We start from the raw sequence: 23566 nt of genomic DNA, 5'->3' as shown, positions 1-23566 counted from the left end.
GTCACGGCGATCCAGTGCGGGCGCAATGGTCAATCTCAGTCCTCCGCGCTCTGTTCGTCGAAACCGAGCAGGTTCCAGCTCTGGCGCATATGCGGCGGCATCGGCGCCGTCACATCGATGACGCCTTGGTCCGGATGTGGGATGACGATGCGGCGGGCATGCAGATGCAGCCGGTTCTGGATGCCGCCCGGGAATTCCCAGTTGGTATCGGCCTCGAAATATTTCGGATCGCCGATGATCGGGCAGCCGATATGGGCTGCATGGACGCGCAGCTGGTGCGTGCGGCCGGTATAGGGCTCCATCTCCAGCCAGGACAGCGACTGCGCCGCCTGCTCGACGACGCGATAGTAGGACACGGCATGGTCGGCGCCCTTCTCGCCATGCTTGGCGACACGCACGCGGTCGCCGTCCGGCGTTGCCTCCTTGACCAGCCAGGTCGATATCTTGTCCTCGCGCTTCGGCGGCACGCCCTTGACCAGCGCCCAGTAGGTCTTCTTGGTCTCGCGCGCCCGGAACGCTTCCGAGAGCTTCATCGCGGCAAGACGCGTGCGGGCAACGACCAGCACGCCGGACGTGTCGCGGTCGAGACGGTGGACCAGGCGCGGCTTCTCGCCCTTCTGGTTGCGCCAGGCCTCCAGCATGTCGTCGACATTGCGGGTGACGCCTGAGCCTCCCTGCACCGCCAGGCCGGCCGGCTTGTTGAAGACGAAGACCTTCGGGTCCTCGTGGAGAAGCATCTTGGCGAGCACGTCGGCATCGCCCTGGTTGCGGATCGAGTGGCCGGTAAGCGGCGCGTCGCCTTTCTTGTCGATGTCGAGCGGCGGGATGCGCACCGTCTGGCCAGGCTCGACGCGCGTGTCTGCCTTCGCCCTGCCGCCGTCGATGCGGATCTGGCCCGAGCGCAACAGCTTCTGCAGGTGGCCAAAGCCGAGGCCCGGATAATGGACCTTGAACCAGCGGTCGAGCCGCATGCCCGCCTCGCCGGCTTCCACCGTGATCTGTTCAACACCTGCCATGACTTTGCTTTTCCGTTCGAAAGCGGCGCCATAGCACTAAGGCGAACAGGTTGCGAGCCAAAGACCCAACAAAGCGCGACGATTACCCCAATCGCGGCTGATGGGGTCTGGTCTGTTCGCTCAGTCGGTGGAAGATGGCGGCGACACCGCGCAAACCGTCGAACGCGTCAGGAAGCGCTTCTCGCGGCCATTGTCGAGCGAGAACATGCCACCCCTGCCCGGCACGACATCGATGATGAGATCGGTGTGCTTCCAAACTTCATATTGCGAGGCGCTGATATAAACCGGCGTGTCGCCGATCTCGCCGAGCTTCACGTCGCTGTCGCCGACGATGAAATCGCCGCGCGGGTAGCACATCGGCGAAGAACCGTCGCAACAGCCGCCGGATTGGTGGAACAGAACCGGGCCGTGGTCGGCTATGATCTCGGCAAGAAGCACCTCGGCCTCCGGCGTGGCCGAGACTTTGTCTAAGGACATCTTGTCCATCGGTTCCTCCTTCAAGAGCGGGAGGGCACGACAGGCGCGCCCTCCCCTCCGTACGGCCCGGGAGGATCAGAAGAAGCCGAGCTTCTTCGGGCTGTAGCTGACCAGCATGTTCTTGGTCTGCTGGTAGTGGTCGAGCATCATCTTGTGCGTCTCGCGGCCGATGCCGGACTGCTTGTAGCCGCCGAAGGCGGCATGCGCCGGATAGGCGTGATAGCAGTTGGTCCAGACGCGGCCCGCCTGGATGGCGCGGCCGAAGCGATAGCAACGGTTCGCGTCGCGGCTCCAGATGCCGGCACCGAGGCCGTAGAGCGTATCGTTGGCGATCGACAGCGCCTCGTCATCGTCCTTGAAGGTCGTCACCGACACCACCGGCCCGAAGATCTCTTCCTGGAAGATGCGCATCTTGTTGTGACCCTTGAAGACAGTCGGCTTCACATAGTAGCCGCCGGCAAGGTCGCCCGGCAGGTGGTTCTGTTCGCCGCCGGTCAGCACCTGGGCTCCCTCCTGGCGACCGATGTCGAAGTAGGAGAGGATCTTTTGCAGCTGCTCGCTCGAAGCCTGCGCGCCGATCATGGTGGCCGGATCGAGCGGATCGCCCTGCACGATCGCCTCGACGCGCTTCAGCGCGCGCTCCATGAACTTGTCGTAGATCTTCTCATGCACCAGCGCGCGGCTCGGGCACGTGCAGACCTCGCCCTGGTTGAGCGCGAACATGACGAAGCCCTCGATCGCCTTGTCGAAGAAGTCGTCGTCCTCGGCAACGACGTCCTGGAAGAAGATGTTGGGCGACTTGCCTCCGAGTTCCAGCGTCACTGGGATGAGGTTCTGCGAGGCATACTGCATGATCAGGCGGCCGGTCGTCGTCTCGCCGGTGAAAGCGATCTTGGCGATGCGGTTCGACGATGCCAGCGGCTTGCCGGCCTCGAGGCCGAAGCCGTTGACGATGTTGAGCACGCCTTCCGGCAAAAGGTCGCCGATAAGGTCGGCCCACAGCATGATGGTGGCGGGCGTCTGCTCGGCCGGCTTCAGCACCACGCAATTGCCGGCGGCGAGCGCGGGCGCCAGCTTCCAGCAGGCCATCAGCAACGGGAAGTTCCAAGGGATGATCTGGCCGACGACACCCAGCGGCTCATGGAAATGGTAGGCGACCGTGTCGTGGTCGATCTCGGAAAGGCTGCCCTCCTGGCTGCGAAGGACGCCGGCGAAATAGCGGAAGTGGTCGATGGCCAGAGGCAGGTCCGCCGCCGTCGTCTCGCGGATCGGCTTGCCGTTGTCCCAGGTCTCGGCGAGCGCCAGCAGGTCGAGATTGTCTTCCATGCGGTCGGCAATGCGATTGAGGATCAAGGCGCGGGCCGCCGGGCTGGTCTTGCCCCAGGCGTCCTTCGCCTTATGCGCGGCATCGAGCGCGGCTTCGACGTCCTGCGCGTCGGACCTTGCGATCTCGCAAAGCGGCCGGCCGGTCACCGGTGAGATGTTGTCGAAGTATTTTCCGGCGTGCGGGGCGACCCAGCGGCCGCCGATGAAGTTGTCATAGCGCTTGGCGAAGGGGACCTTGGCCGTGCGTGAGAACTCAACCTTGTTCATGTCTGCCTCCCAGCAAAACGGCGTCACGGAATGTGGCGCGTCGCTGGAAACACTTGCGGATGCTCTTCAGCCTGTCATCCCCAGGCGAACGGATCGGGACCGCCGAGTGTCGCAGAACTGCGACAGGTCAGGTTGCGTAAATCAATGCGGCCGGCGGATGCTGAAACGGGCGAGCTTGCGATGCAGCGTCGCGCGCGAGATGCCGAGGCTCTGCGCCGCTGCCGAGACATTGCCGCCGGTGCGCGCCATCGCGCGCTGCAGCACACTGCGCTCGGCATCGTCGAGATCCTCCGGGGCCTTGGTCACGTCCCCAAGGATGTCCGCGGCGAGCAGGCCCCTGGCCAGGCCTTCCGACGTTATGCCAAGAGCAAGCCGTGCCGAGCGTGTCGCGCCGATCACAAGGTCGTCGGCATCGACGGCGATCAGCGCGCCGGCGCCGCGCTCGGCAACCGATGCAAGCAGGATGCGGGCATTGGAATAGACCATACGGAAATTCTCGGCCTCGATACGGCGCGCGGCGTCGCCCACCGCGACCGAGATAAGCTGCACGAAACCTTCCGTCAGGTCAGAGCGGCAGGACGATACGTCGAGCGCGGCCGCCAGGTTGCCTTCATGGTCAAAGACCGGCGCCGTGGTGCAGCTCATGAGCGTGTTGCGCGAAAAGAAATGCTGGTCGCGATGGATGGTGAGCGGCCGCTGATCGGCAAGACAGGTGCCGATGCCGTTGGTGCCTTCACTGTCTTCGCTCCAGACCGAGCCGGTCCACAGGCCCCATTCGTCGAAGGTCTCGTCGTCGGCGACCGCGCCCCGGCGCTCGACCGGGATGCCGTCGCGATCCGCCAGCATCACGCAGCAACCGACACCGCCGACCGCCAGATAGAGCCTGTTGAGGCTTCCTTCGGCCGCGCGGATCATCCGCTCCATGCGCTGACGAGCCTGCCGCAATTCGGCTTCGGTCAGCCGCCTGGGGGCCTTGCCCTCGGCCGGATCGAGGTGATGCAATTGAAGGGAACGCCGCCACGAGGCGACCAACGCGGAATGGGCCGCATCGCTTCTGGCGATCGAAGCCTGGACGAAATCCGCATGACCGGCTGCTTGCCGCCCGCTCAAACCTATCCTCCCAGCGAGCGGACCTCCTTCCGCCCTTCGTTATATCCTTGTGGATATATCCGATGGAAAAGTTGTACCGGTTGCAGCCGATCGGCGCTATAGGACGTTGGTTTAAGAGCAGTCAGGCGACGGCCCGGCCGCACCGGCCGAGCCAGGAAATTGAAGAGGCGCCAGAATCAGTTGGCGGCCGCCTTCGGCTTGGACGAGCCGATCATCTTCCAGTTCCTATAGAAGAGCGAATTGATGCGCTCCACGCTGACCGAGACGATGGCGAGAAGGCGCGCTATCAGCCTCGGGAACGGAGACGGGCGGATGATGTCGACGAAGACGCAGTAGCGGCGGCCGTCATATTCGTTGACCGAGCGGTGGAACAGCGTGTCGTCGAAGATGAACAAGGGATTGTCGTGCCAGTAGTTCTTCCTGCTGCCGCACTGGACGAAGATCTCCGCCTGCACCGGAATCAGATTGTAGAGGATGCGCAGGCTGAGCCGCAGCGGACCGAAATGCCAGGACGTGGATTCGCCCTTGCTGAATACGGATACGGCGATCGTCTTGATGTATTTGTAGTCCTTGTTGAATTCGGGAACGTTGTCGATCCTGTGCTTGCCGTACCACTGATAGACGTACATGCCGCGCCGGCCGGCGCCGAAATTGGCGTCGATGTCGGCGATGATCTCGTCCTTGCGGGCGTTGAAGACGCCCAGGACTTCGTTGATCTCGCGCTGATAGTCCTCAGGAAACTGCTCGGGCTTCCAGACGCCGGGGTTGCGGTAGCAGAGAAGGTCGACAATCAGGTTGAATGGCGACAGCAGCCAGGTGAACAGGCCGTTGCCGAGAAAGTAGCGGTCGAAAAGCTTCCAGTTCTTCTGATCGTTGCGCATGACGTCGATCAGGCCGCAGACGACCCAGATCGCGGTCAGGACCGGGATGAAGTAGAGGGCGAGCGCGAGAACCACGACCGCGATGGCGGCCTTGCGGAGCGACTTGACGGTTTTCTTTTTCATTGTTTTTCGCGCGGGGAGCGCGATCCTGTTCCGTGGGACAAAATCACGGCGACCCCCGCCAGCCGTGCGTCTTGATAGGATTTTTTGTCTCCCGGCACAATGCCGTCGCATGGCCGAACAGCAGGGCCACATAAATATTTGGAGTGACTATTTCCACTTATCCTCAATGCTGACCCGGCAGGCACGAGCGTGCCGACCACCGGGCAGCGCAAATCAAGTGTTCCGTTCGCTACGCAGCTTTGCCCAGTATTCCAGCCGCTTCCTGACTTCGCGCTCGAAGCCTCGCTCCGGCGGATCGTAGAAAGTGTGCCGGCCCATTTTCTCGGGGAAATAATCCTGACCGGAAAACGCGTCCGGCTCGTCATGGTCGTAGCGATAGCCGGCGCCGTAGTCCTCCTCTTTCATCAGCTTGGTCGGCGCGTTGAGGATGTGCTTGGGCGGCAGCAGCGAGCCGAACTCCTTGGCCGCCGCGGTCGCAGCCTTGAAGGCTGTGTAGACAGCGTTCGATTTCGGCGCGGTGGCGAGATAGACGGCCGCTTGGGCGAAGGCGAGCTCGCCCTCAGGCGAGCCTAGATAGTCGTAGGCGTCCTTGGCCGCGTTGGCGACGACAAGCGCCTGCGGATCGGCGAGCCCGATATCCTCCACAGCCATGCGCACCAGCCGGCGGCCGAGATAGAGCGGATCCTCGCCGGCGTCGAACATGCGGGCAAGATAGTAGAGCGCCGCGTCCGGATCGGAGCCCCGCACCGATTTATGCAGCGCCGAGATCAGGTTGTAATGGCCGTCCTGGCCCTTGTCGTAGATCGGCGCGCGGCGCTGGATAACGCGCTGCAGGCCTTCCGGGCCGAAGACCTCGCCTTTCTTGGCGGCGCGCCAGACTTCCTCGGCCAGCGTCAGCGAGGCGCGGCCGTCGCCGTCCGCCATGCGGATCAGCATCGCGCGCGCCTCATCGTCGAGCGGCAGCGCCCTGCCCTCGGTTTCTTCCGCCCGCGCCAGTAGCTTGGCGATGCTTTCCTCGCCGAGCGAACGGAACACCAGCACGCGCGCCCGCGACAGAAGCGCCGCGTTCAGCTCGAAGGACGGGTTCTCCGTGGTGGCGCCAACCAGCACCACGGTGCCGTCTTCCATCACCGGCAAAAACCCGTCCTGTTGGGCGCGGTTGAAACGATGGATCTCGTCGACGAAGAGCAGGGTCTGGCGGCCGTTGGCGCGCCTCAGTTTCGCCGCCTCGAACACTTTCTTGAGGTCCGCGACGCCGGAAAACACCGCCGAGATCTGCTCGAAGGCAAGGTTGGTCTCGCCGGCAAGCAGCCGCGCCACCGTCGTCTTGCCGGTGCCGGGCGGACCCCAGAAGATCATCGAGCCGAGCGAGCCGGAATCGATCAGCCTGGTCAGCGCGCCGTCCGGACCGGTCAGGTGCTCCTGGCCGACGACCTCGCCGAGGTTTTTGGGGCGCAACCGGTCGGCCAGCGGCCGCCCGGGCGGCGCTTTCTCCGGCTCATCGGAACTGAACAGATCGGCCATGCAAGTCTTTTGGTTGAAACGCGATCCCGCTCTTTTGAGAGCTTGATCTTGTCCGAACACCGGTTCCCGCTTTCTGCCAAGCGGGCCGTCGGTTCGGGATCAAGCTCTAAATGGGCAGACTGCCTCAATAACGCAACACCTGGCGCAGTATCTGCCCGCCACGCTCGACGGTAAAGCGCCACCAGCGCGTGTCCTGCTGGGCAACCTGCGCCAGCGTCGCCGCGGTGTCGATGGTGGTGCCGTTCACCTCGCGCACGATATCGCCAGGCTGGAAGCCGAAATCGGCGGCCGGCGAATCGCGGCTGATGTCGATGACGGTGACGCCCTTGAGGTCGGTGCGAAGGCCGAGCCGCTGGGCAAGCCTGGGCGACAGCTCCGCGACCTTGGCGCCGGCGAAGGGACTGCGGCCGCGCAAGGTCACCTCGCTGGGCTTGGCGCCTTCCGGCGCGCGCTCCAGCGGGATTTCCAGCGTCGCCTGCTGGCCCTTGCTCAGCACGCCGAAGGTCGCCTTGGTGCCGATCGACAGCGTGGCCATGCGATAGTCGAGCGCCTCGATGCTTTCGACCGGCGTGTTGTTGAGCGACAGAATGACGTCGCCGGGCTTCAGGCCGGCCTTGCCGGCCGGGCCGGCGCCTTCGACCGACGAGACCAATGCGCCGGTCGGCTTCTCCATGCCGAGCGACTCAGCGATCTGCGGTGTCACCGCTTCGAATTCCGCGCCGATATAGGGCCGCTCGAAGAAGTCGAGTCCGGCCTTGGCGGCGTCGGCAAAGGCGCGCACCATGTTCGAGGGAATGGCGAAGCCGATGCCGATCGAGCCACCGCTGCGGCTATAGATCGCCGTGTTGATGCCGACCAGCTGGCCGCCCATGTTGATCAGCGCGCCGCCGGAATTGCCCGGATTGATGGCGGCGTCGGTCTGGATGAAGTAGCCCGAATCCGAAACGCCGATATGGCTGCGGGCAAGGGCGGACACAATGCCGCTGGTGGTGGTCTGGCCGACGCCGAACGGATTGCCGATGGCCAGCACCAGGTCACCGACCTCCAGCGCATCGGAATCGCCGATGGCGATTACCGGGAACGGCTTGTCGGCCGAAATCTTGAGCACCGCGAGATCGAGCGTCTCGTCCTTGAGCATGACCTTCGAGGTGAACTCGCGCCCGTCTGCTGTCGCCACCTTCACCTCGTCGGCGTCCTTGATGACGTGGAAGTTGGTCACGATGACGCCGCTCGGATCGACCAGCACGCCCGAACCCAGCGAAGACTGCGCACGCGGCTGGGCGCGGCCGAAGAACTCCTCGAAGAAGGGATCGCCCTCGAAAGGCGACGTCACCTTGGCGGTTTGCGAGGCATAGACGTTGACCACGGCAGGCGCCGTCTGCTTGACCAGCGGCGCGAATGAGAGTTGCACCTGTTCGCGGCCGAACGGCACACGCTTTTCCGGGCTGGACGTGCCGTTCTCGCCTTCGACGCCATGCAGCAGGTCGGTCAGCACGTCGGAGAGGCCCGGATCGGCCGGCTTGGCGGCGTCCTCGGCAAAAGCCTGTCTTGCGGCCGGTGCCACGGCGAAGACGGCCAGCGCGGCAACAAGAAACAGTCGTTTGAGGTGCATTTTCGAATCCCTCCAGATCGGGCGCCATTGTCCCGACGATTGTGCAGAATGAAAGGCTAATGCACACAAATGCGACACTTGTCGCGCAAAAGCTTGAGCCTGGACGTCAAATTCCGCTCGCTCGGCTCAAACCGCTCCAAATGCAAAAAGGGGCCCGAAGGCCCCTTGAAGTCATTGAGGAAAACGCAGGCCTCAGGCGGCCGCGGCTTCCTCATTGGTGCCCTCAGCCTCAAGGCGGGCGCGGTCGGCGGCGCCCTTGGCCGAGGTGTCGCGGTCGACGAATTCGATGACCGCCATGGCGGCGTTGTCGCCCTTGCGGAAGCCCGCCTTCATGATGCGCAGATAGCCACCATTGCGCTGCGCGTAACGCGGCGCGATCGTGTCGAACAGGCGCTTAACGACCGGCTCGTTGCCGATCTGAGCGATGACCTGACGACGGGCGTGCAGGTCGCCGCGCTTGCCGAGCGTGACGAGCTTCTCGACGATCGGACGCAGGTCCTTCGCCTTCGGCAGGGTGGTGACGATCTGCTCGTGCTCGATCAGAGACACGGCAAGGTTGGCGAACATCGACTTGCGGTGGCTTACGCTGCGGGCGAAGCGACGGCCTTTGAAACCGTGGCGCATGGCTCTTTTCCTTCTTCAGTTGTTCAAGAGGCCACGGCCTCTGATGGTTTTCCGCATGACCGTCGGATCGAGCGGCTCACGCCGCCGATCCTTGGAATTCATGCTCAATATTGGTCTTCGTAACGCTTGGCGAGGTCTTCGATGTTTTCCGGCGGCCAGTCCGGCACTTCCATGCCGAGATGGAGACCCATGGCCGCCAGCACTTCCTTGATCTCGTTCAGCGACTTGCGGCCGAAGTTCGGGGTGCGCAGCATCTCGGCTTCGGTTTTCTGGATCAGGTCGCCGATATAGACGATGTTGTCGTTCTTCAGGCAGTTGGCCGAACGCACCGAAAGTTCGAGCTCGTCGACCTTCTTGAGCAGCGCCGGGTTGAAGGCGAGCTCGGTGACGGCCTCGGTCGCGACTTCCTTCTGCGGCTCGTCGAAGTTGACGAACAGCGCGAGCTGGTCCTGCAGGATGCGGGCGGCGAAAGCGACCGCGTCCTCGCCCGAGATCGAGCCGTTGGTCTCGATGGTCATGGTCAGCTTGTCATAGTCGAGCACCTGGCCCTCGCGGGTGTTCTCGACCTTGTAGGAGACCTTCTTGACCGGCGAGTAGAGCGAGTCGACCGGGATCAGGCCGATCGGCGCGTCCTCGGCGCGGTTGCGCTCGGCCGGAACATAGCCCTTGCCGGTGTCGACGGTGAACTCCATGCGGATCTCGGCGCCCTCGTCCAGCGTGCAGATGACGTGGTCGGGGTTGAGAATCTCGACGTCGCCCACGGTCTGGATGTCGCCGGCGAGCACGGCGCCCGGGCCCTGCTTGCGCACGACCATGCGCTTGGGACCATCGCCTTCCATGCGGATGGCGATTTCCTTGATGTTGAGCACGATGTCGGTCACGTCCTCGCGCACGCCGGCGATGGACGAGAATTCATGCAGCACGCCGTCGATCTGCACGGCGGTGACGGCCGCGCCGCGCAGCGAAGACAGAAGCACGCGCCGCAGCGCGTTGCCCAGCGTCAGGCCAAAACCGCGTTCGAGCGGCTCGGCCACCAGCGTGGTCAGCGTCTTCTTCTTCGACGAGAACTCGATCTTGTTCGGCTTGATCAGTTCCTGCCAGTTTTTCTGGATCATAAATGTGTTCCTTCCTTTGCCCCGCCACCATCCAATCGTGGCGGGCGACACGGAAAACCGCGGAGGAACGCCGTGGCGTTCGCGCGGCGCTTAAAAATCAGACGCGGCGCTTCTTGCGCGGACGGCAACCATTGTGCGGGATCGGCGTCACGTCGCGGATCGAGGTGATGGTGAAGCCGGCCGCCTGCAGCGCGCGAAGGGCCGATTCACGGCCGGAGCCGGGTCCGCAGACCTCGACCTCGAGCATGCGCATGCCGTGTTCCTGCGCCTTCTTGGCGACGTCCTCGGCAGCCATCTGGGCGGCGAACGGGGTCGACTTGCGCGAGCCCTTGAAGCCCTGGGCACCGGCCGACGACCAGGCAATCGAATTGCCCTGCGCGTCGGTGATGGTGATCATGGTGTTGTTGAAGGTCGAATTGACGTGGGCAACGCCCGACGAGATGTTCTTGCGTTCGCGACGGCGAACACGAGCGGCTTCCTTGGCCATGGTAGTCCTTTCAGTTGATCTCTACACCGCCGTAATGCCAGCGGCTCCACCTTGGGAAGTGAATGGAGAATGGTGAAATGGTGAATGGGCAAAACGCCATTCCCCATTCACCACTGACCATTCACCAATTACTTCTTCTTGCCGGCGATCGCCTTGGCCGGGCCCTTGCGGGTGCGCGCATTGGTGTGCGTGCGCTGGCCGCGGACGGGCAGCGAGCGGCGGTGACGCAGGCCGCGGTAGCAGCCGAGGTCCATCAGCCGCTTGATGTTCATCGAGACTTCGCGGCGCAGGTCGCCTTCGACCTGGTAGTCGCGGTCGATCGTCTCGCGGATCTGCAGCACTTCCGCGTCGGTCAGCTGGTTGACGCGGCGGTCCGCCGGGATGCCGACCTTGTCGACGATCTCCTGGGCAAACTTCTTGCCGATGCCGTGAATGTACTGAAGCGCAATGACGACGCGCTTGTTGGTCGGAATGTTGACGCCGGCTATACGAGCCATGTTCTTCTCTTTCTCCATGTAGGCCGGACGAGCCGGCGTTCAAGTTATCCCGCGTCCGGTGGAGGCCGGCCCTTGCGGGAGTTTCCTGGTTCAAAGCGGATGCATTGCCCGCAAGGGCAAGCAAAGTCCATGCCTGATAGGAAGACGGGCCGCCATACCCCAACGGCCCACTTCAGTCAAGCGCAATCTTCAATTGTCGCCAAGCGCAATCTTCAATTGTCGGTCCGGCTCACTTCGCCGCGGCCGCGAGCACCTTGTCGATCTCGGCGGTTACCGCATCGATACTGGCCATGCCGTCGACGGTCTTGAGCTTGCCCTTGGCGTAGTAGTAGCCGGTCAGCGGCGCCGTCTTCTTGTAGTATTCACGCAGGCGTTCCTCGAACACGGCCGGGTTGTCGTCCTTGCGCACCGGCTGGCCGGCGGCCTTGGCATCCTCGGCACGCTTGACGATTCGCCCGACCAGCGCCTTGTCGTCGACGACAAGCTCGATGACGGTGTCGAGCGCGATGCCGCGCTCGGCAAGCATCGCCTCGACCGCGTCCGCCTGCACCAGCGTGCGCGGATAGCCGTCGAGGATGAAGCCCTTGGCGCAATCCGGCTGATCGATGCGCTCGGCGACGATGGCGTTGACGATTGCGTCAGAGACCAACTCGCCGGCATCCATCACCGCCTTGGCGCGCTTGCCGACTTCGGTTCCGGCCTGAACGGCGGCACGCAGCATGTCTCCCGTCGAGAGCTGGGGGATGCCGTGTTGTTCTACCAGTCTTTGTGCTTGCGTCCCCTTGCCCGCCCCTGGCGGCCCAAGCAATATCAGCCTCATCTGCTCCTCTTCCCCCCGCGCAACTTCGACTTCTTGATCAGGCCCTCATACTGGTGCGCGATCAGGTGACCCTGAATCTGCGCCACCGTGTCGAGCGTGACACTGACCACGATCAGAAGCGATGTGCCACCGAGGTAGAAAGGTACGCCAGTCGCTGAAATCAGGAACTCAGGCAGCAGACAGACCAGCACCAGGTAGATGGCGCCGATGACGGTGATACGCGTCAGAACATAGTCGATATATTCGGCCGTGCGCTCGCCCGGACGATAGCCCGGGATGAAGCCGGAATGCTTCTTGAGCTGGTCGGCCGTGTCCTTCGGGTTGAAGACGATCGCCGTGTAGAAGAAGGCGAAGAAGACGATCATGCCCGCATAGAAGATCATGTAGAGCGGCTGGCCGTGGCCGAGCGAGGCCAGGATCGTGCTTGCCCAGGCCGGCAGGTTGGTCGCCTGCGAGAAGCCTGCGACGGTAGCCGGCAAAAGCAGCAGCGAGGACGCGAAGATCGGCGGGATGACGCCCGAAGTGTTGAGCTTCAGCGGCAAATGCGAGGTATCGCCCTGGAACATGCGATTGCCGACCTGGCGCTTCGGATACTGGATGAGCAGGCGGCGCTGCGCGCGCTCGAAGAAGACGATCAGCGCGATGACGACGATGGCCAGAACGATGATCGCGAGGATGAGACCCGTCGACAGCGCGCCGGTGCGGCCGAGCTCCAGCGTGCCGGAGATCGCCCGCGGCAAGCCGGCGACGATGCCGGAGAAGATGATCAGCGAAATGCCGTTGCCGATGCCGCGCGCCGTGATCTGCTCGCCGAGCCACATCAGGAACATGGTGCCGCCGACCAGCGTGACGACGGTCGAGATGCGGAAGAACATGCCGGGATCGTTGACGATGCCGTTGCCGCCCTCGAGACCGATCGAAATGCCGTAGGCCTGGATCAGCGCCAGGAGCACGGTGCCGTAGCGCGTGTACTGGTTGATGATCTTGCGGCCCTGCTCGCCTTCCTTCTTCAGCGCTTCCAGCGACGGGATGACCGAGGTCATCAGCTGCATGATGATGGAGGCGGAGATGTAGGGCATGATGCCCAGCGCGAAGATCGCCATGCGCTGCACGGCGCCGCCGGCAAACATGTTGAACATGCCGAGCACGCCCTTGCTCTGCGAGGAGAAGGCCTGGGCGAAAGCGTCGGGATTGATGCCGGGAAGCGGGATGTAGGTGCCGAGGCGGTAGACGAGCAGCGCACCGATGGTGAACCAGATGCGCTTCTTGAGATCCTCGGCCTTGGCGAAGGCCGCGAAATTCAGATTGGAGGCTAGTTGTTCAGCAGCCGAAGCCATGCCTGATTCTCCGCTAGAGCATGATGCCGAAAAGTGTGGAGCGGCTTTCGGACAACATCCTGCTCTACTTCATTGATTTCCGTGTCACGCTCGACGCCCCCAGCTCAGGCGGCGCGTGTCACCGAAGCCCACGAGATAAGCTCCGGACCTTAAACATGCAAGCGGCCGCGTTGACGCGGCCGCCCAATTCATCTGGTCAAAGCGCGGTTCGAGGGAAAATGCGAAGTCATCCCGCTCGGCCGCGCTTCAAATCGCCGTTACTCGGCGGCGGCCGCTTCCGGCAACTTCACCGAACCGCCGGCCTTCTCGATCTTCTCGATCGCGGCCTTGGAGGCGCCGGCGACGTCGAAGGAGAGCTTGGCCTTCAGCTCGCCGTCGGACAGCACGCGCACGCCGTCCTTGGCGCGGCGGATGACGCCGGCGGCAACCAGGGCCTCAGCCGTCACGGCCTCTTTGGCGTCGAGCTTCTTGGCGTCGATCGCCGCCTGGATCTTGGCCAGCGATACAATCGCGAAGCTCTTGCCGAACAGGTTGTTGAAGCCACGCTTCGGCAGGCGCCGGTAGAGCGGCATCTGGCCGCCCTCGAAGCCGTTGATGGCAACGCCCGAACGGGCCTTCTGGCCCTTGACGCCGCGACCGGCGGTCTTGCCCGAGCCGGAGCCGATGCCGCGACCGAGGCGCTTCCTGGAATGCGTGGCGCCGTCCTTGTCACGCAGATCGTTGAGTTTCATCATTCTTCTCCTGCGCTTCCGTTCAGGCCTCGTCCACGACGCGGACGAGGTGCTGGACGGCGGCGATCATGCCGCGCACGGAAGGGGTATCTTCCAGCGTGCGCCGCTTGTGCATCTTGTTCAGGCCGAGGCCGACCAGCGTCGCGCGCTGCTCCTTCGGCCGGCGGATCGGCGAACCGATCTGCTCGACGGTGATGGTCTTGGTAGCTTTCTTGGCCATGGTCGAAATCCCTGGTCAGCGTCGACTATTCTTCAGCCGCAACGGCGGTGCCGCGGCGGGCCTGAAGGGTCGAGTACTTGATGCCGCGCGCCGCAGCCACATCCTTCGGATGCATCTGGCTCTTCAGCGCGTCGAAGGTGGCGCGAACCATGTTGTAGGGATTCGACGAACCCATCGACTTGGCGACCACGTCATGCATGCCGAGCGTCTCGAAGACGGCGCGCATCGGACCGCCGGCGATGATGCCGGTACCCTGCTTGGCGGCGCGCAGCAGAACGCGTCCGGCGCCCCAGCGGCCCTCGACGTCGTGATGCAGCGTGCGGCCCGAACGCAGCGGCACGAAGATCATGTCGCGCTTGGCCGATTCGGTCGCCTTGCGGATGGCTTCCGGCACTTCGCGCGCCTTGCCGTGGCCGAAGCCGACGCGGCCCTTCTGGTCGCCGACGACGACGAGAGCGGCAAAGCCGAAACGACGGCCACCCTTCACCACCTTGGCGACGCGGTTGATGTGGACGAGCTTGTCCACCATGCCGTCGTCACGCTCTTCGCGTTCACGCTCGCGGCCGCGGCCGCCTTCTCTACGTTCCTGTGCCATATCCTGTTCCTTGTTCTTTTCCGGAAGCACGGGTTGCTGTTTGCCGGCGCCGCATTTCGGGTCGCCGACGGTTTAAAATCAGAAGCTGAGACCGCCTTCGCGCGCAGCTTCGGCCAGCGCCTTGACGCGGCCATGATAGATGTACGGGCCACGATCGAAGACGACTTCCTTGACGCCGGCCTTCGCGGCGCGCTCGGCGATCAGCTTGCCGACGGCGGCGGCGGCAGCCGTGTCGGCGCCGGTCTTGAGCGAACCCTTGAGGTCCTTCTCGAGCGTCGAGGCAGCGGCCAGCGTGTGGCCCTTGGCGTCGTCGATCACTTGGACGTAGATGTTCTTCGAGGTGCGGTGCACCGACAGACGCGGACGCGCGCCGGCGACCTTCTTGATCTGGCGGCGGATGCGCTGCGCGCGGCGCTGGGTGGCTTCTTTCGTGCTCATACTGTCAGTTCCCTGCCTTCAGAAAACGGGGGCAACCCTGTGCGGTAGGCCAAGCCTCCCGCGGCCGCTCCCCGCGGCGTTACACGTCTCTGGCTTGGCCCGCAACTCTACGGGCCAGCCTGTTACTTCTTCTTGCCTTCCTTGCGCACGATGCGCTCGTCGGCATAGCGCACGCCCTTGCCCTTGTACGGCTCCGGACCGCGATATTCGCGGATCTCGGCGGCGACCTGGCCGACCTGCTGCTTGTCGATGCCCGAGACCGTGATTTCGGTCGGCTTCGGCACCGAGATGGTGATGCCCTGGGGCGTCTCATAGATGACATCGTGGCTGAAGCCGAGGGCCAGCTGTAGGTTCTTGCCCTGCAATGCCGCACGATAGCCGACGCCGGTGATCTCGAGCTTCTTCTCGAAGCCGTCCTTCACGCCCTGCAGGATGTTGACGATCTGCGTGCGCGACATGCCCCACTTGGAGCGGGCGGTCTTGGTCTGGTCGCGCGGCTCGACGGAGATCTCGTTGTTCTCCATCTTCACCAGCACTTCGTCGTTGACCACGAACTTCAGCTCGCCCTTCGGGCCCTTCGCCGTCACGGTCTGGCCGTTGACGGTCGCGGACACGCCCTGCGGCAGCGAAACGGGTTTCTTTCCGATACGAGACATTTTGTTGTCCTCGTCACTTCTTTCGTTTCAGGTTCCAGTTCCCGGGCGCGATCCCGAGAACCGAAGCCCATTCATCAATCTCTGGCCGATCAGAAGATCTGGCAGAGGATCTCGCCGCCGACATTCTGCTCGCGCGCTTCATGGTCGGCCATGACGCCCTTCGGCGTCGAAAGGATGGCGATGCCGAGGCCGTTGGCGACCTGCGGGATCGACTTGGCCGAGACATAGACGCGGCGGCCGGGCTTCGAGACACGCTCGATCTCGCGCACGACCGGGGCGCCGTCGAAATACTTCAGCTCGATCTCGATTTCCGACTTGCCGTTTTCGAAGTCGGTCTGGCTGTAGTCGCGGATATAACCTTCCGACTTCAGCACGTCGAGAACGCGGGCGCGCAGACGCGAGGCCGGGGTCGAAACGCTCGACTTCTTGCGGCCATAGGCGTTGCGGATGCGGGTCAGCATATCGCCGAGAGGATCGCTCAATGACATCTCAGTGTCTCCTTACCAGCTCGACTTGACCAGGCCCGGGATCTGGCCGGTATTGCCCAGATCGCGAAGCGCGATACGCGAAAGCTTGAGCTTGCGATAGTAGGCGCGCGGACGGCCCGTGACTTCGCAGCGGTTGCGGATGCGGATCTTGGCCGAGTTGCGCGGCAGCGCCGAAAGCTTCAACTGGGCGCGGAAACGCTCTTCCATCGGCTTGGATTGATCCATGATGATGGCCTTCAGCGCGGCGCGCTTGGCGGCGTACTGACCGGTTAGCTTGCGGCGCCGGTTGTTCTTCTCGACTGAGCTGGTCTTTGCCATTTCAGATTTTTCCTTTTTCGCTGCCGTTACTGGCGGAAGGGGAAGTTGAAGGCCTTGAGCAGAGCCCTGGCCTCGTCATCCGTCTTCGCCGTCGTACAAACGATGACGTCCATGCCCCAGACCTGATCGACCTTGTCGTAGTTGATCTCTGGGAACACGATGTGCTCCTTGATGCCCATGGCGTAGTTGCCACGGCCGTCAAAGCTCTTCGGGTTCAGTCCGCGGAAGTCGCGAACGCGCGGCAGCGCGATGTTCACGAGGCGGTCGAGGAACTCGTACATGCGTTCCTTGCGCAGCGTGACCTTGGCGCCGATCGGCATGTTCTCGCGCACCTTGAAGCCCGCGATCGACTTGCGCGAGCGGGTCACGACGGCCTTCTGGCCGGCGATCAGCGCGAGATCCTCGGCCGCGACCGAGGGCTTCTTGGAATCGGCGGTTGCTTCGCCGACGCCCATGTTCAGCACGATCTTGTCGATGCGCGGAACCTGCATCTCGTTGTCGTAGCCGAACTGCTCCTGCAGCGCCTTGCGGATGGTCTCCTGATAGACCTTCTTGAGGCGCGGCTCGTTCTTGGCAGCCGCCTGCTTGGTTTCAGCCTTAGCCATTGATGACTTCTCCCGAACGCTTGGCGACGCGCACCTTCTTGCCGTCCTTCTGGATGGTGAAGCCGACGCGGGTCGGCTTGCCGTCCTTGGGGTCGGCCAGCGCGATGTTCGACAGGTGGATCGGCGCTTCCTTGGTGATGATCCCGCCCTCTTGGGACTGGGTCTGCTTCTGGTGACGGCGAATGAGGTTCACGCCGCGGACGACCGCGGTGTCTTCCTTCGGCTGCACCGACAGGACTTCGCCCGAACGGCCCTTGTCCTTGCCGGCAAGCACGACGACCTTGTCGCCTTTTCTGATCTTTTGCATTGGTCCGGCTCCTTACAGCACTTCAGGCGCGAGCGAGATGATCTTCATGTGGTTCTTGGCGCGCAGCTCGCGCGGAACCGGTCCGAAGATACGGGTGCCGATCGGCTCTTTCTTATTGTCGACGAGAACGGCCGCGTTCTTGTCGAAACGGATCACGCTGCCGTCCGGACGGCGGATGTCCTTGGCCGTGCGAACCACGACCGCCTTCATCACATCGCCCTTCTTAACGCGGCCGCGCGGAATGGCTTCCTTGATCGACACCACGATGATGTCGCCGACGGATGCGTACTTCCGCTTCGAGCCGCCCAGCACCTTGATGCACATGACACGACGGGCGCCGGAATTGTCCGCGACGTCGAGGTTTGTTTGCATCTGAATCATGACTGGCCGCCTTCTTCTTTTCTAACGGGACAGGCGCGCGACGCCCCTCCCCGGTCTGTCCAAAATTCGTTTGTTTACGCCTGGTCCGAGGTAACCACGACCCAGCGCTTGTCCTTCGAAATCGGCTTCGATTCCTGGATGAACACCTGGTCGCCGACCTTGTGGGCGTTGTTCTCGTCGTGCGCCTTGTACTTCTTGGTCATGCGCACGGTCTTCTTCATCACCGGGTGCGTGAAGCGACGCTCGACCTTGACGACAACCGTCTTCTCGTTCTTGTCGCTGACGACGGTGCCCTGCAGGATACGCTTCGGCATGGTCTTAACCCTTCTTGGCCGCGGCTTTTTCCGCGGCGATGGTCTTGATGCGCGCGATGTCCTTGCGGACCTGCTTCACGCGCGCGGTCTTCTCGAGCTGGCCGGTGGCCTTCTGGAAGCGCAGGTTGAACTGCTCCTTCTTCAGCGCGGCCAGGTCGTCGGTCAGCTGATCCTGGGTCTTGGTCCGGATGTCTTCGGCTTTCATGATCGCCTGTCCTTATTCTGCGATGCGCTGCACGAAGCGCGTCTTGACCGAGAGCTTGGCGGCACCGAGACGCAGCGCTTCACGCGCGGTCTCCTCGCTGACACCGTCGATCTCGAACATGATGCGGCCGGGCTTCACGCGCGCCGCCCAATAGTCGACGCCGCCCTTGCCCTTACCCATGCGGACTTCGGTCGGCTTCGAGGTGACCGGCAGATCCGGGAACACCCGGATCCAGACGCGGCCGGCGCGCTTCATCTCGCGGGTGATCGCGCGGCGGGCCGCCTCGATCTCGCGCGCGGTGACGCGGTTCGGCTCAAGCGCCTTCAGCCCGAAACCGCCGAAATCCAGGTTGGTGCCGCCCTTGGCGGTACCGTGGATACGGCCCTTGAACTGCTTGCGGAACTTTGTGCGCTTTGGCTGCAGCATCGTTCTAACTCCAAATTCTCAAATGTCTCAGGCGTTCTCGCGACGACGGCCGCGTTCGCGCTCGCCACCAGCACCGCCGCCGCCATGCGCGGCATCGCCTTCGGTTGCACGGCGCTCGGAAGCCATCGGGTCGTGCTCGAGGATCTCGCCCTTGAACACCCACACCTTGACGCCGCAGATGCCGTAAGCCGTGTTGGCCTCGGCCGTGCCGTAGTCGACATCGGCGCGCAGGGTGTGCAGCGGCACGCGGCCTTCGCGGTACCATTCCATGCGCGCGATTTCGGCGCCGCCGAGACGGCCGGAGCAGTTGATGCGGATGCCTTCGGCGCCGAGACGCATGGCCGACTGAACGGCTCGCTTCATGGCGCGGCGGAACGCGATGCGGCGCTCGAGCTGCTGCGCGATCGACTGCGCGATCAGCGTGGCGTCGATCTCGGGCTTGCGCACTTCAACGATGTTGAGGTGCGTTTCGGACTTCGTCATCTCGGTCAGCTTCTTGCGAAGCTTCTCGATGTCGGCGCCCTTCTTGCCGATGATCAGGCCCGGACGCGCCGCATGAATGGTGACGCGGCACTTCTTGTGCGGACGCTCGATCACGACCTTGGAGATCGCGGCCTGCTTGAGTTCCTTCTCGAGATACTTGCGGATCTTGAGGTCTTCATGCAGCAGCTGGCCGTATTCGCCGGTGTTCGCGAACCAGCGCGAATCCCAGGTACGGTTGATGCCGAGACGCAGCCCGATCGGATTGACTTTCTGGCCCATTATGCGGCCTCCCCTTTTTCCTCGACTTCACGAACGACGATCGTGAGGTGCGAGAACGGCTTTTCGATACGGCTGGCGCGACCGCGGCCACGAGCGTGGAAGCGCTTCATGACGATCGACTTGCCGACATAGGCTTCCGCCACGACAAGCGCGTCGACATCGAGGTCGTGATTGTTTTCCGCGTTGGCGATCGCCGATTCCAGCGTCTTCTTGACCGTGCCGGAAATCCGCTTGGCCGAGAATTCGAGGTCGGAGAGCGCGGTCGCGACCTTCTTGCCGCGGATCAGCGCGGCAACCAGGTTGAGCTTCTGCGGGCTGATACGGATCGTGCGCAGAACGGCACGCGCCTCGTTATCAGCAAGCCTGCGCGGAGCTTTGGCCTTGCCCATGATTATTTCCTCTTCGCCTTCTTATCCGCGCCGTGACCGTAATAGGTCCGGGTCGGAGCGAATTCACCGAACTTGTGGCCGACCATGTCCTCGTTCACCGAGACCGGGACATGCTTCTGGCCGTTGTAGACACCGAAGGTGAAGCCGACGAACTGCGGCAGGATGGTGGAGCGACGGCTCCACATCTTGATCACCTCATTGCGACCACCCTCGCGAACCTTGTCCACCTTCTTGAGAAGGTAGCCGTCGACGAAGGGGCCTTTCCAAATCGAACGAGTCACTTGGCGTTACCTCTTCTTAGCTCTTGCGCTGATGGCGCGAGCGCACGATGAACTTGTCGGTCGCCTTGTTGGACCGCGTCTTCTTGCCCTTGGTCGGCTTGCCCCAGGGCGAAACCGGATGACGGCCACCCGAGGTGCGGCCTTCGCCGCCGCCATGCGGATGGTCGACCGGGTTCATGGCCACGCCGCGATTGTGCGGACGCTTGCCGCGCCAAACGGTGCGACCGGCCTTGCCGTCGTTGATGTTGCCATGGTCGGGATTCGACACTGCGCCGACAGTGGCCATGCAGGAGCCGTGCACGACGCGCTGCTCGCCCGAGTTGAGGCGCAGGATCGCCATGCCCTGGTCACGGCCAACGAGCTGGGCGTAACCGCCAGCCGAACGGGCGACCTGACCGCCCTTGCCCGGCTTCAGCTCGATGTTGTGGACGATCGTGCCGACCGGCATCGAGGCCAGCGGCATCGCGTTGCCCGGCTTCACGTCGACCGCTTCGCCGGCCACGATCTTGTCGCCGGCAGCCAGGCGCTGCGGGGCCAGGATGTAGGACAGCTCGCCGTCGTCATACTTGATCAGCGCGATGAAGGCGGTGCGGTTAGGATCGTATTCGATACGCTCGACCGTGCCGACCACGTCGTACTTCTTACGCTTGAAGTCGATGATGCGGTACGAACGCTTGTGACCGCCGCCGATGAAGCGGGCCGTGATGCGGCCGTAATTGTTGCGGCCGCCCGACTTGGTCAGGCCTTCGGTCAGGCCCTTGACGGGCTTGCCCTTGTAGAGGCCCGAGCGGTCGACGATGACCAGCTGGCGGGTGCTCGGCGTTACCGGGTTGAATTTCTTAAGTGCCATTGTCCTGTCCTCGCGGCCTTGCTCAGAGACCCGTCGCGACGTCGATCGACTGGCCGTCGGCCAGCGTCACAACCGCCTTCTTGACGTCGCCCTGGCGGCCAACCGTGCCGCGGAAGCGCTTGATCTTGCCCTTGCGGACGAGCGTGTTCACTGCCGTCACCTTGACGCCGAAGAGAGCTTCCACGGCAGCCTTGATTTCCGGCTTCGACGCCTTCTTGGCGACGTTGAAGACGACCTGGTTCTGCTCGGAAGCCATGGTCGACTTTTCGGTGATCGCCGGCGAGACGATCACGTCGTAGTGACGGAGGTCGGTCATTTAAAGCGCTCCTCGAGAGCCTCGACGGCGGCCTTCGAAAGGACCAGCGTGCCGCGGCGCAGAATGTCGTAGACGTTGATGCCCTGGATGGGCAGCACGTCGATGTTCGGAATGTTGGTGGCGGCCAGCTTGAAGTTCTGGTCGAGCTCGGCGCCGCCGATCACCAGGGCGTTGGTCAGCCCCAGCGTCTCGAGGTTCGCCGCCAGCGCCTTGGTCTTGGCTTCGGCAAGCTTCAGCTCGTCGACGATGATGAGCGAAGCGCTCTTGGCCTTGGCCGAGAGAGCGTGCTTGAGGCCAAGCGCGCGCACCTTCTTCGGCAGGTCGTGCTCATGGCTGCGCACGACCGGGCCGTGCGCCTTGCCGCCGCCGCGGAACTGCGGAGCGCGAGCCGAATGGTGACGGGCGCGGCCCGTACCCTTCTGCTTGTACATCTTGGCGCCGGTGCGCGCGATCTCAGCGCGGCCCTTTGCCTTGTGCGTGCCCTGCTGCTTCTTGGCGAGCTGCCAGCGCACGACGCGCTGCAGGATGTCCTCGCGCGGGTCAAGGCCGAAAATCTCCTCGGAGAGTTTCACCTTGCCGGCGTCCTTGCCGCCGAGCGTTGTGATCTTGAGGTCCATTATTCCGCTCCCTCAGTGGCCGGGGCTTCGTTCTTGGCGGCAGCGGCACGGATCGCGGCGGGCTTCGGCGCGTTGGCCGGCAGCGCAACCTTGGCGGCGTCGCGAACCAGGATCCAGGCGCCCTTGACGCCGGGAACCGCGCCGCGGATCAGGATCAGGCCGCGATCCACGTCCGTCGAGACGACTTCGACATTCTGCGTGGTCACGCGGGTATCACCCATGTGGCCGGCCATCTTCTTGCCCTTGAACACCTTGCCGGGGTCCTGGCGCTGACCGGTCGAGCCGTGCGTGCGGTGCGAGACCGAGTTACCGTGGGTCGCGCGGCCACCACCCATGTTGTGCCGCTTGATCACGCCCTGGAAACCCTTACCGGTCGAGGTGCCGGTGACGTCGACCTTCTGGCCGGCGACGAAATGCTCGACGGTCAGCTCGGCGCCGACGTCGATCATGTTGTCGGCGGAGACGCGGAACTCCGCGAGCTTCGCCTTCGGCTCGACGGAGGCGGCGGCGAAATGGCCACGCAGCGCCTTCGACGTGTTCTTCACCTTGGCAAGGCCAACGCCGAGCTGGACGGCGGTGTAGCCGTTCTTCTCCTGCGTGCGCTGAGCCACGACCTGGCAGTTCTCCATCTGGAGAACGGTGACGGGAACATGTTCCCCGGCATCGTTATAGATGCGGGTCATTCCCACCTTCTTTGCAATCACACCTGAACGCATCGGTTCAATTCCTTTAGAGTTCCGGGCCAGGGGCAGCGCCCCTTACCGCGCTCTCGTTCCCTTAGAGCTTGATCTCGACGTCGACACCGGCCGCCAGATCGAGCTTCATCAAAGCATCGACCGTCTGCGGGGTCGGATCGACAATGTCGAGCAGCCGCTTGTGCGTGCGCATCTCGAACTGCTCACGGCTCTTCTTGTCGACGTGGGGCGACCGGTTGACCGTGAATTTTTCGATCCGCGTCGGCAGCGGAATGGGGCCGCGGACGTTGGCGCCGGTGCGCTTGGCGGTCGACACGATTTCGCGCGTCGAGGCGTCGAGCACCCGGTGATCAAACGCTTTAAGGCGGATGCGGATATTCTGTCCGTTCATGCGTCAATTCCTTGTTCTGGCGCGGCGCGGGCAGCTCCCGCGCCCGCGACAGATCCGTTTCAGTCCAATTATTCCTTGATGGTGACGACGATGCCTGCACCGACGGTGCGGCCGCCTTCACGGATGGCGAAGCGCAGCTTCTCTTCCATCGCGATCGGCACGATCAGCTCGACGTCGACGGTGATGTTGTCGCCGGGCATCACCATCTCGGTGCCGGCCGGCAGCGTCACGATGCCCGTCACGTCCGTCGTGCGGAAGTAGAACTGCGGACGGTAGTTGGTGAAGAACGGCGTGTGACGGCCGCCCTCGTCCTTGGTCAGGATGTAGGCTTCGGCCACGAACTTCTTGTGCGGCTTCACCGAACC

At 63.5% G+C, this 23566-nt stretch carries 35 protein-coding genes; all 35 read right to left on the bottom strand.

Going from position 1 to position 23566, the window contains the following annotated elements; genetic code table 11:
- Positions 1-35: 35 nt before the first annotated feature.
- On the bottom strand, positions 36-1016 hold the full coding sequence (locus DPM35_RS20845) for an RluA family pseudouridine synthase (RefSeq protein ID WP_112129151.1): 981 nt from the start codon (positions 1014-1016) through the stop codon (positions 36-38).
- Positions 1017-1136: 120 nt separating this feature from the next.
- Positions 1137-1502 carry a DUF779 domain-containing protein gene (locus DPM35_RS20840; protein WP_425373393.1) on the bottom strand — a complete coding sequence of 122 codons (366 nt, stop codon included), beginning with the start codon at positions 1500-1502 and terminating at the stop codon, positions 1137-1139.
- Between the two features lie 66 nt (positions 1503-1568).
- The gene (adh, locus tag DPM35_RS20835; protein WP_112129150.1) at positions 1569-3086 is read right to left on the bottom strand and encodes an aldehyde dehydrogenase; all 1518 of its coding nucleotides are present in this window, start codon (positions 3084-3086) and stop codon (positions 1569-1571) included.
- Positions 3087-3227: 141 nt separating this feature from the next.
- On the bottom strand, positions 3228-4196 hold the full coding sequence (locus tag DPM35_RS20830) for a helix-turn-helix domain-containing protein (protein WP_112129149.1): 969 nt from the start codon (positions 4194-4196) through the stop codon (positions 3228-3230).
- 176 nt (positions 4197-4372) lie between these two features.
- Positions 4373-5200, bottom strand: a complete 828-nt coding sequence (locus tag DPM35_RS20825; RefSeq protein ID WP_112129148.1) for an aspartyl/asparaginyl beta-hydroxylase domain-containing protein — start codon at positions 5198-5200, stop codon at positions 4373-4375.
- Between the two features lie 213 nt (positions 5201-5413).
- A complete protein-coding gene (locus DPM35_RS20820) occupies positions 5414-6724 on the bottom strand; it encodes a replication-associated recombination protein A (protein ID WP_112129147.1) in 1311 nt (436 codons plus the stop codon).
- Positions 6725-6848: 124 nt separating this feature from the next.
- Positions 6849-8336: a DegQ family serine endoprotease gene (locus tag DPM35_RS20815; RefSeq protein ID WP_112129146.1), complete on the bottom strand. Its 1488-nt coding sequence runs from the start codon at positions 8334-8336 to the stop codon at positions 6849-6851.
- A 192-nt stretch (positions 8337-8528) separates the two neighbouring features.
- A complete protein-coding gene (gene rplQ, locus DPM35_RS20810) occupies positions 8529-8960 on the bottom strand; it encodes a 50S ribosomal protein L17 (RefSeq protein WP_112129145.1) in 432 nt (143 codons plus the stop codon).
- A 104-nt stretch (positions 8961-9064) separates the two neighbouring features.
- The gene (locus tag DPM35_RS20805) at positions 9065-10075 is read right to left on the bottom strand and encodes a DNA-directed RNA polymerase subunit alpha (protein WP_040994640.1); all 1011 of its coding nucleotides are present in this window, start codon (positions 10073-10075) and stop codon (positions 9065-9067) included.
- Positions 10076-10172: 97 nt separating this feature from the next.
- Positions 10173-10562, bottom strand: coding sequence for a 30S ribosomal protein S11 (gene rpsK, locus DPM35_RS20800; RefSeq protein WP_006205444.1), 390 nt, complete (start codon positions 10560-10562; stop codon positions 10173-10175).
- A gap of 128 nt (positions 10563-10690) precedes the next feature.
- Positions 10691-11059 carry a 30S ribosomal protein S13 gene (rpsM, locus tag DPM35_RS20795; protein WP_027170351.1) on the bottom strand — a complete coding sequence of 123 codons (369 nt, stop codon included), beginning with the start codon at positions 11057-11059 and terminating at the stop codon, positions 10691-10693.
- A gap of 229 nt (positions 11060-11288) precedes the next feature.
- Positions 11289-11879, bottom strand: coding sequence for an adenylate kinase (locus DPM35_RS20790; protein WP_112129144.1), 591 nt, complete (start codon positions 11877-11879; stop codon positions 11289-11291).
- A complete protein-coding gene (secY, locus tag DPM35_RS20785; RefSeq protein WP_095818133.1) occupies positions 11876-13216 on the bottom strand; it encodes a preprotein translocase subunit SecY in 1341 nt (446 codons plus the stop codon). Before secY ends, DPM35_RS20790 begins: the two co-directional genes overlap by 4 nt.
- A 257-nt stretch (positions 13217-13473) precedes the next feature.
- Positions 13474-13947, bottom strand: a complete 474-nt coding sequence (gene rplO / locus DPM35_RS20780; protein WP_112129143.1) for a 50S ribosomal protein L15 — start codon at positions 13945-13947, stop codon at positions 13474-13476.
- A 22-nt stretch (positions 13948-13969) separates the two neighbouring features.
- A complete protein-coding gene (rpmD, locus tag DPM35_RS20775) occupies positions 13970-14167 on the bottom strand; it encodes a 50S ribosomal protein L30 (protein WP_027170355.1) in 198 nt (65 codons plus the stop codon).
- Between the two features lie 25 nt (positions 14168-14192).
- Positions 14193-14762 (bottom strand): 30S ribosomal protein S5, encoded by a 570-nt coding sequence (gene rpsE / locus DPM35_RS20770; RefSeq protein ID WP_027046810.1) that lies wholly within the window; start codon positions 14760-14762, stop codon positions 14193-14195.
- Between the two features lie 78 nt (positions 14763-14840).
- Positions 14841-15200 (bottom strand): 50S ribosomal protein L18, encoded by a 360-nt coding sequence (rplR, locus tag DPM35_RS20765; RefSeq protein ID WP_040983012.1) that lies wholly within the window; start codon positions 15198-15200, stop codon positions 14841-14843.
- A gap of 122 nt (positions 15201-15322) precedes the next feature.
- The gene (gene rplF, locus DPM35_RS20760) at positions 15323-15856 is read right to left on the bottom strand and encodes a 50S ribosomal protein L6 (RefSeq protein WP_112129142.1); all 534 of its coding nucleotides are present in this window, start codon (positions 15854-15856) and stop codon (positions 15323-15325) included.
- A gap of 89 nt (positions 15857-15945) precedes the next feature.
- Positions 15946-16344 (bottom strand): 30S ribosomal protein S8, encoded by a 399-nt coding sequence (gene rpsH / locus DPM35_RS20755; RefSeq protein ID WP_040994628.1) that lies wholly within the window; start codon positions 16342-16344, stop codon positions 15946-15948.
- Positions 16345-16356: 12 nt separating this feature from the next.
- The gene (gene rpsN / locus DPM35_RS20750; RefSeq protein ID WP_112129141.1) at positions 16357-16662 is read right to left on the bottom strand and encodes a 30S ribosomal protein S14; all 306 of its coding nucleotides are present in this window, start codon (positions 16660-16662) and stop codon (positions 16357-16359) included.
- A gap of 26 nt (positions 16663-16688) precedes the next feature.
- Positions 16689-17267, bottom strand: a complete 579-nt coding sequence (rplE, locus tag DPM35_RS20745; protein WP_112129140.1) for a 50S ribosomal protein L5 — start codon at positions 17265-17267, stop codon at positions 16689-16691.
- On the bottom strand, positions 17260-17574 hold the full coding sequence (gene rplX / locus DPM35_RS20740; RefSeq protein ID WP_040983021.1) for a 50S ribosomal protein L24: 315 nt from the start codon (positions 17572-17574) through the stop codon (positions 17260-17262). The genes rplE and rplX overlap by 8 nt, the downstream gene beginning before the upstream one ends.
- 12 nt (positions 17575-17586) lie before the next feature.
- On the bottom strand, positions 17587-17955 hold the full coding sequence (gene rplN, locus DPM35_RS20735) for a 50S ribosomal protein L14 (RefSeq protein ID WP_006205457.1): 369 nt from the start codon (positions 17953-17955) through the stop codon (positions 17587-17589).
- Between the two features lie 74 nt (positions 17956-18029).
- Positions 18030-18269 carry a 30S ribosomal protein S17 gene (rpsQ, locus tag DPM35_RS20730; protein ID WP_042642192.1) on the bottom strand — a complete coding sequence of 80 codons (240 nt, stop codon included), beginning with the start codon at positions 18267-18269 and terminating at the stop codon, positions 18030-18032.
- A gap of 4 nt (positions 18270-18273) precedes the next feature.
- Positions 18274-18474 carry a 50S ribosomal protein L29 gene (gene rpmC / locus DPM35_RS20725; protein ID WP_042642190.1) on the bottom strand — a complete coding sequence of 67 codons (201 nt, stop codon included), beginning with the start codon at positions 18472-18474 and terminating at the stop codon, positions 18274-18276.
- A gap of 12 nt (positions 18475-18486) precedes the next feature.
- On the bottom strand, positions 18487-18900 hold the full coding sequence (rplP, locus tag DPM35_RS20720; RefSeq protein WP_040970378.1) for a 50S ribosomal protein L16: 414 nt from the start codon (positions 18898-18900) through the stop codon (positions 18487-18489).
- A gap of 27 nt (positions 18901-18927) precedes the next feature.
- Complete coding sequence (rpsC, locus tag DPM35_RS20715; protein ID WP_112129139.1) at positions 18928-19662, bottom strand: 30S ribosomal protein S3; 735 nt, start codon at positions 19660-19662, stop codon at positions 18928-18930.
- On the bottom strand, positions 19662-20051 hold the full coding sequence (rplV, locus tag DPM35_RS20710) for a 50S ribosomal protein L22 (RefSeq protein ID WP_010909277.1): 390 nt from the start codon (positions 20049-20051) through the stop codon (positions 19662-19664). Before rplV ends, rpsC begins: the two co-directional genes overlap by 1 nt.
- Positions 20052-20053: 2 nt before the next feature.
- On the bottom strand, positions 20054-20332 hold the full coding sequence (gene rpsS, locus DPM35_RS20705) for a 30S ribosomal protein S19 (RefSeq protein WP_040994617.1): 279 nt from the start codon (positions 20330-20332) through the stop codon (positions 20054-20056).
- A 16-nt stretch (positions 20333-20348) separates the two neighbouring features.
- Positions 20349-21182 carry a 50S ribosomal protein L2 gene (gene rplB / locus DPM35_RS20700; protein ID WP_040970375.1) on the bottom strand — a complete coding sequence of 278 codons (834 nt, stop codon included), beginning with the start codon at positions 21180-21182 and terminating at the stop codon, positions 20349-20351.
- Between the two features lie 22 nt (positions 21183-21204).
- Positions 21205-21498, bottom strand: a complete 294-nt coding sequence (locus tag DPM35_RS20695) for a 50S ribosomal protein L23 (RefSeq protein ID WP_040983033.1) — start codon at positions 21496-21498, stop codon at positions 21205-21207.
- The gene (gene rplD, locus DPM35_RS20690; protein WP_112129138.1) at positions 21495-22115 is read right to left on the bottom strand and encodes a 50S ribosomal protein L4; all 621 of its coding nucleotides are present in this window, start codon (positions 22113-22115) and stop codon (positions 21495-21497) included. The genes DPM35_RS20695 and rplD overlap by 4 nt, the downstream gene beginning before the upstream one ends.
- Positions 22115-22831 (bottom strand): 50S ribosomal protein L3, encoded by a 717-nt coding sequence (gene rplC, locus DPM35_RS20685; RefSeq protein WP_112129137.1) that lies wholly within the window; start codon positions 22829-22831, stop codon positions 22115-22117. The genes rplD and rplC overlap by 1 nt, the downstream gene beginning before the upstream one ends.
- Before the next feature lie 61 nt (positions 22832-22892).
- Positions 22893-23201: a 30S ribosomal protein S10 gene (rpsJ, locus tag DPM35_RS20680; protein WP_006205468.1), complete on the bottom strand. Its 309-nt coding sequence runs from the start codon at positions 23199-23201 to the stop codon at positions 22893-22895.
- 68 nt (positions 23202-23269) lie between these two features.
- A partial coding sequence (locus DPM35_RS20675; RefSeq protein ID WP_463151207.1) for an EF-Tu C-terminal domain-related protein occupies positions 23270-23566 on the bottom strand: 297 nt, incomplete at its 5' end.

The organism is Mesorhizobium atlanticum (genome assembly GCF_003289965.1).
Lineage (GTDB): Bacteria > Pseudomonadota > Alphaproteobacteria > Rhizobiales > Rhizobiaceae > Mesorhizobium > Mesorhizobium atlanticum.
This window is presented reverse-complemented; position numbering and strand designations above follow the sequence as displayed.

Excerpts from the sequence above, each read along its gene's own strand:
- DPM35_RS20805 (WP_040994640.1), bottom strand. The coding sequence starts at position 10,075 with ATGATCCAGAAAAACTGGCAGGAACTGATCAAGCCGAACAAGATCGAG.
- rplX (WP_040983021.1), bottom strand. The coding sequence starts at position 17,574 with ATGCAAAAGATCAGAAAAGGCGACAAGGTCGTCGTGCTTGCCGGCAAG.
- rpsM (WP_027170351.1), bottom strand. The coding sequence starts at position 11,059 with ATGGCTCGTATAGCCGGCGTCAACATTCCGACCAACAAGCGCGTCGTC.
- DPM35_RS20825 (WP_112129148.1), bottom strand. The coding sequence starts at position 5,200 with ATGAAAAAGAAAACCGTCAAGTCGCTCCGCAAGGCCGCCATCGCGGTC.
- rpmC (WP_042642190.1), bottom strand. The coding sequence starts at position 18,474 with ATGAAAGCCGAAGACATCCGGACCAAGACCCAGGATCAGCTGACCGAC.
- rplP (WP_040970378.1), bottom strand. The coding sequence starts at position 18,900 with ATGCTGCAGCCAAAGCGCACAAAGTTCCGCAAGCAGTTCAAGGGCCGT.
- rpsE (WP_027046810.1), bottom strand. The coding sequence starts at position 14,762 with ATGGCACAGGAACGTAGAGAAGGCGGCCGCGGCCGCGAGCGTGAACGC.
- rpsH (WP_040994628.1), bottom strand. The coding sequence starts at position 16,344 with ATGTCATTGAGCGATCCTCTCGGCGATATGCTGACCCGCATCCGCAAC.
- rpsJ (WP_006205468.1), bottom strand. The coding sequence starts at position 23,201 with ATGAACGGACAGAATATCCGCATCCGCCTTAAAGCGTTTGATCACCGG.
- rplQ (WP_112129145.1), bottom strand. The coding sequence starts at position 8,960 with ATGCGCCACGGTTTCAAAGGCCGTCGCTTCGCCCGCAGCGTAAGCCAC.
- rpsN (WP_112129141.1), bottom strand. The coding sequence starts at position 16,662 with ATGGCAAAGACCAGCTCAGTCGAGAAGAACAACCGGCGCCGCAAGCTA.
- adh (WP_112129150.1), bottom strand. The coding sequence starts at position 3,086 with ATGAACAAGGTTGAGTTCTCACGCACGGCCAAGGTCCCCTTCGCCAAG.
- rplB (WP_040970375.1), bottom strand. The coding sequence starts at position 21,182 with ATGGCACTTAAGAAATTCAACCCGGTAACGCCGAGCACCCGCCAGCTG.
- DPM35_RS20845 (WP_112129151.1), bottom strand. The coding sequence starts at position 1,016 with ATGGCAGGTGTTGAACAGATCACGGTGGAAGCCGGCGAGGCGGGCATG.
- rpsQ (WP_042642192.1), bottom strand. The coding sequence starts at position 18,269 with ATGCCGAAGCGTATCCTGCAGGGCACCGTCGTCAGCGACAAGAACGAG.
- DPM35_RS20815 (WP_112129146.1), bottom strand. The coding sequence starts at position 8,336 with ATGCACCTCAAACGACTGTTTCTTGTTGCCGCGCTGGCCGTCTTCGCC.
- rpsK (WP_006205444.1), bottom strand. The coding sequence starts at position 10,562 with ATGGCCAAGGAAGCCGCTCGTGTTCGCCGTCGCGAACGCAAGAACATC.
- rplF (WP_112129142.1), bottom strand. The coding sequence starts at position 15,856 with ATGTCTCGTATCGGAAAGAAACCCGTTTCGCTGCCGCAGGGCGTGTCC.
- DPM35_RS20820 (WP_112129147.1), bottom strand. The coding sequence starts at position 6,724 with ATGGCCGATCTGTTCAGTTCCGATGAGCCGGAGAAAGCGCCGCCCGGG.
- secY (WP_095818133.1), bottom strand. The coding sequence starts at position 13,216 with ATGGCTTCGGCTGCTGAACAACTAGCCTCCAATCTGAATTTCGCGGCC.
- rplN (WP_006205457.1), bottom strand. The coding sequence starts at position 17,955 with ATGATTCAGATGCAAACAAACCTCGACGTCGCGGACAATTCCGGCGCC.
- DPM35_RS20840 (WP_425373393.1), bottom strand. The coding sequence starts at position 1,502 with ATGGACAAGATGTCCTTAGACAAAGTCTCGGCCACGCCGGAGGCCGAG.
- rpmD (WP_027170355.1), bottom strand. The coding sequence starts at position 14,167 with ATGGCCAAGAAAGCTACCAAGACCATCACCGTCGAGCAGATCGGTTCG.
- rplC (WP_112129137.1), bottom strand. The coding sequence starts at position 22,831 with ATGCGTTCAGGTGTGATTGCAAAGAAGGTGGGAATGACCCGCATCTAT.
- rplV (WP_010909277.1), bottom strand. The coding sequence starts at position 20,051 with ATGGGCAAGGCCAAAGCTCCGCGCAGGCTTGCTGATAACGAGGCGCGT.
- DPM35_RS20790 (WP_112129144.1), bottom strand. The coding sequence starts at position 11,879 with ATGAGGCTGATATTGCTTGGGCCGCCAGGGGCGGGCAAGGGGACGCAA.
- rplR (WP_040983012.1), bottom strand. The coding sequence starts at position 15,200 with ATGAGCACGAAAGAAGCCACCCAGCGCCGCGCGCAGCGCATCCGCCGC.
- rplO (WP_112129143.1), bottom strand. The coding sequence starts at position 13,947 with ATGAAACTCAACGATCTGCGTGACAAGGACGGCGCCACGCATTCCAGG.
- rpsC (WP_112129139.1), bottom strand. The coding sequence starts at position 19,662 with ATGGGCCAGAAAGTCAATCCGATCGGGCTGCGTCTCGGCATCAACCGT.
- rplE (WP_112129140.1), bottom strand. The coding sequence starts at position 17,267 with ATGGCTAAGGCTGAAACCAAGCAGGCGGCTGCCAAGAACGAGCCGCGC.
- DPM35_RS20695 (WP_040983033.1), bottom strand. The coding sequence starts at position 21,498 with ATGACCGACCTCCGTCACTACGACGTGATCGTCTCGCCGGCGATCACC.
- rplD (WP_112129138.1), bottom strand. The coding sequence starts at position 22,115 with ATGGACCTCAAGATCACAACGCTCGGCGGCAAGGACGCCGGCAAGGTG.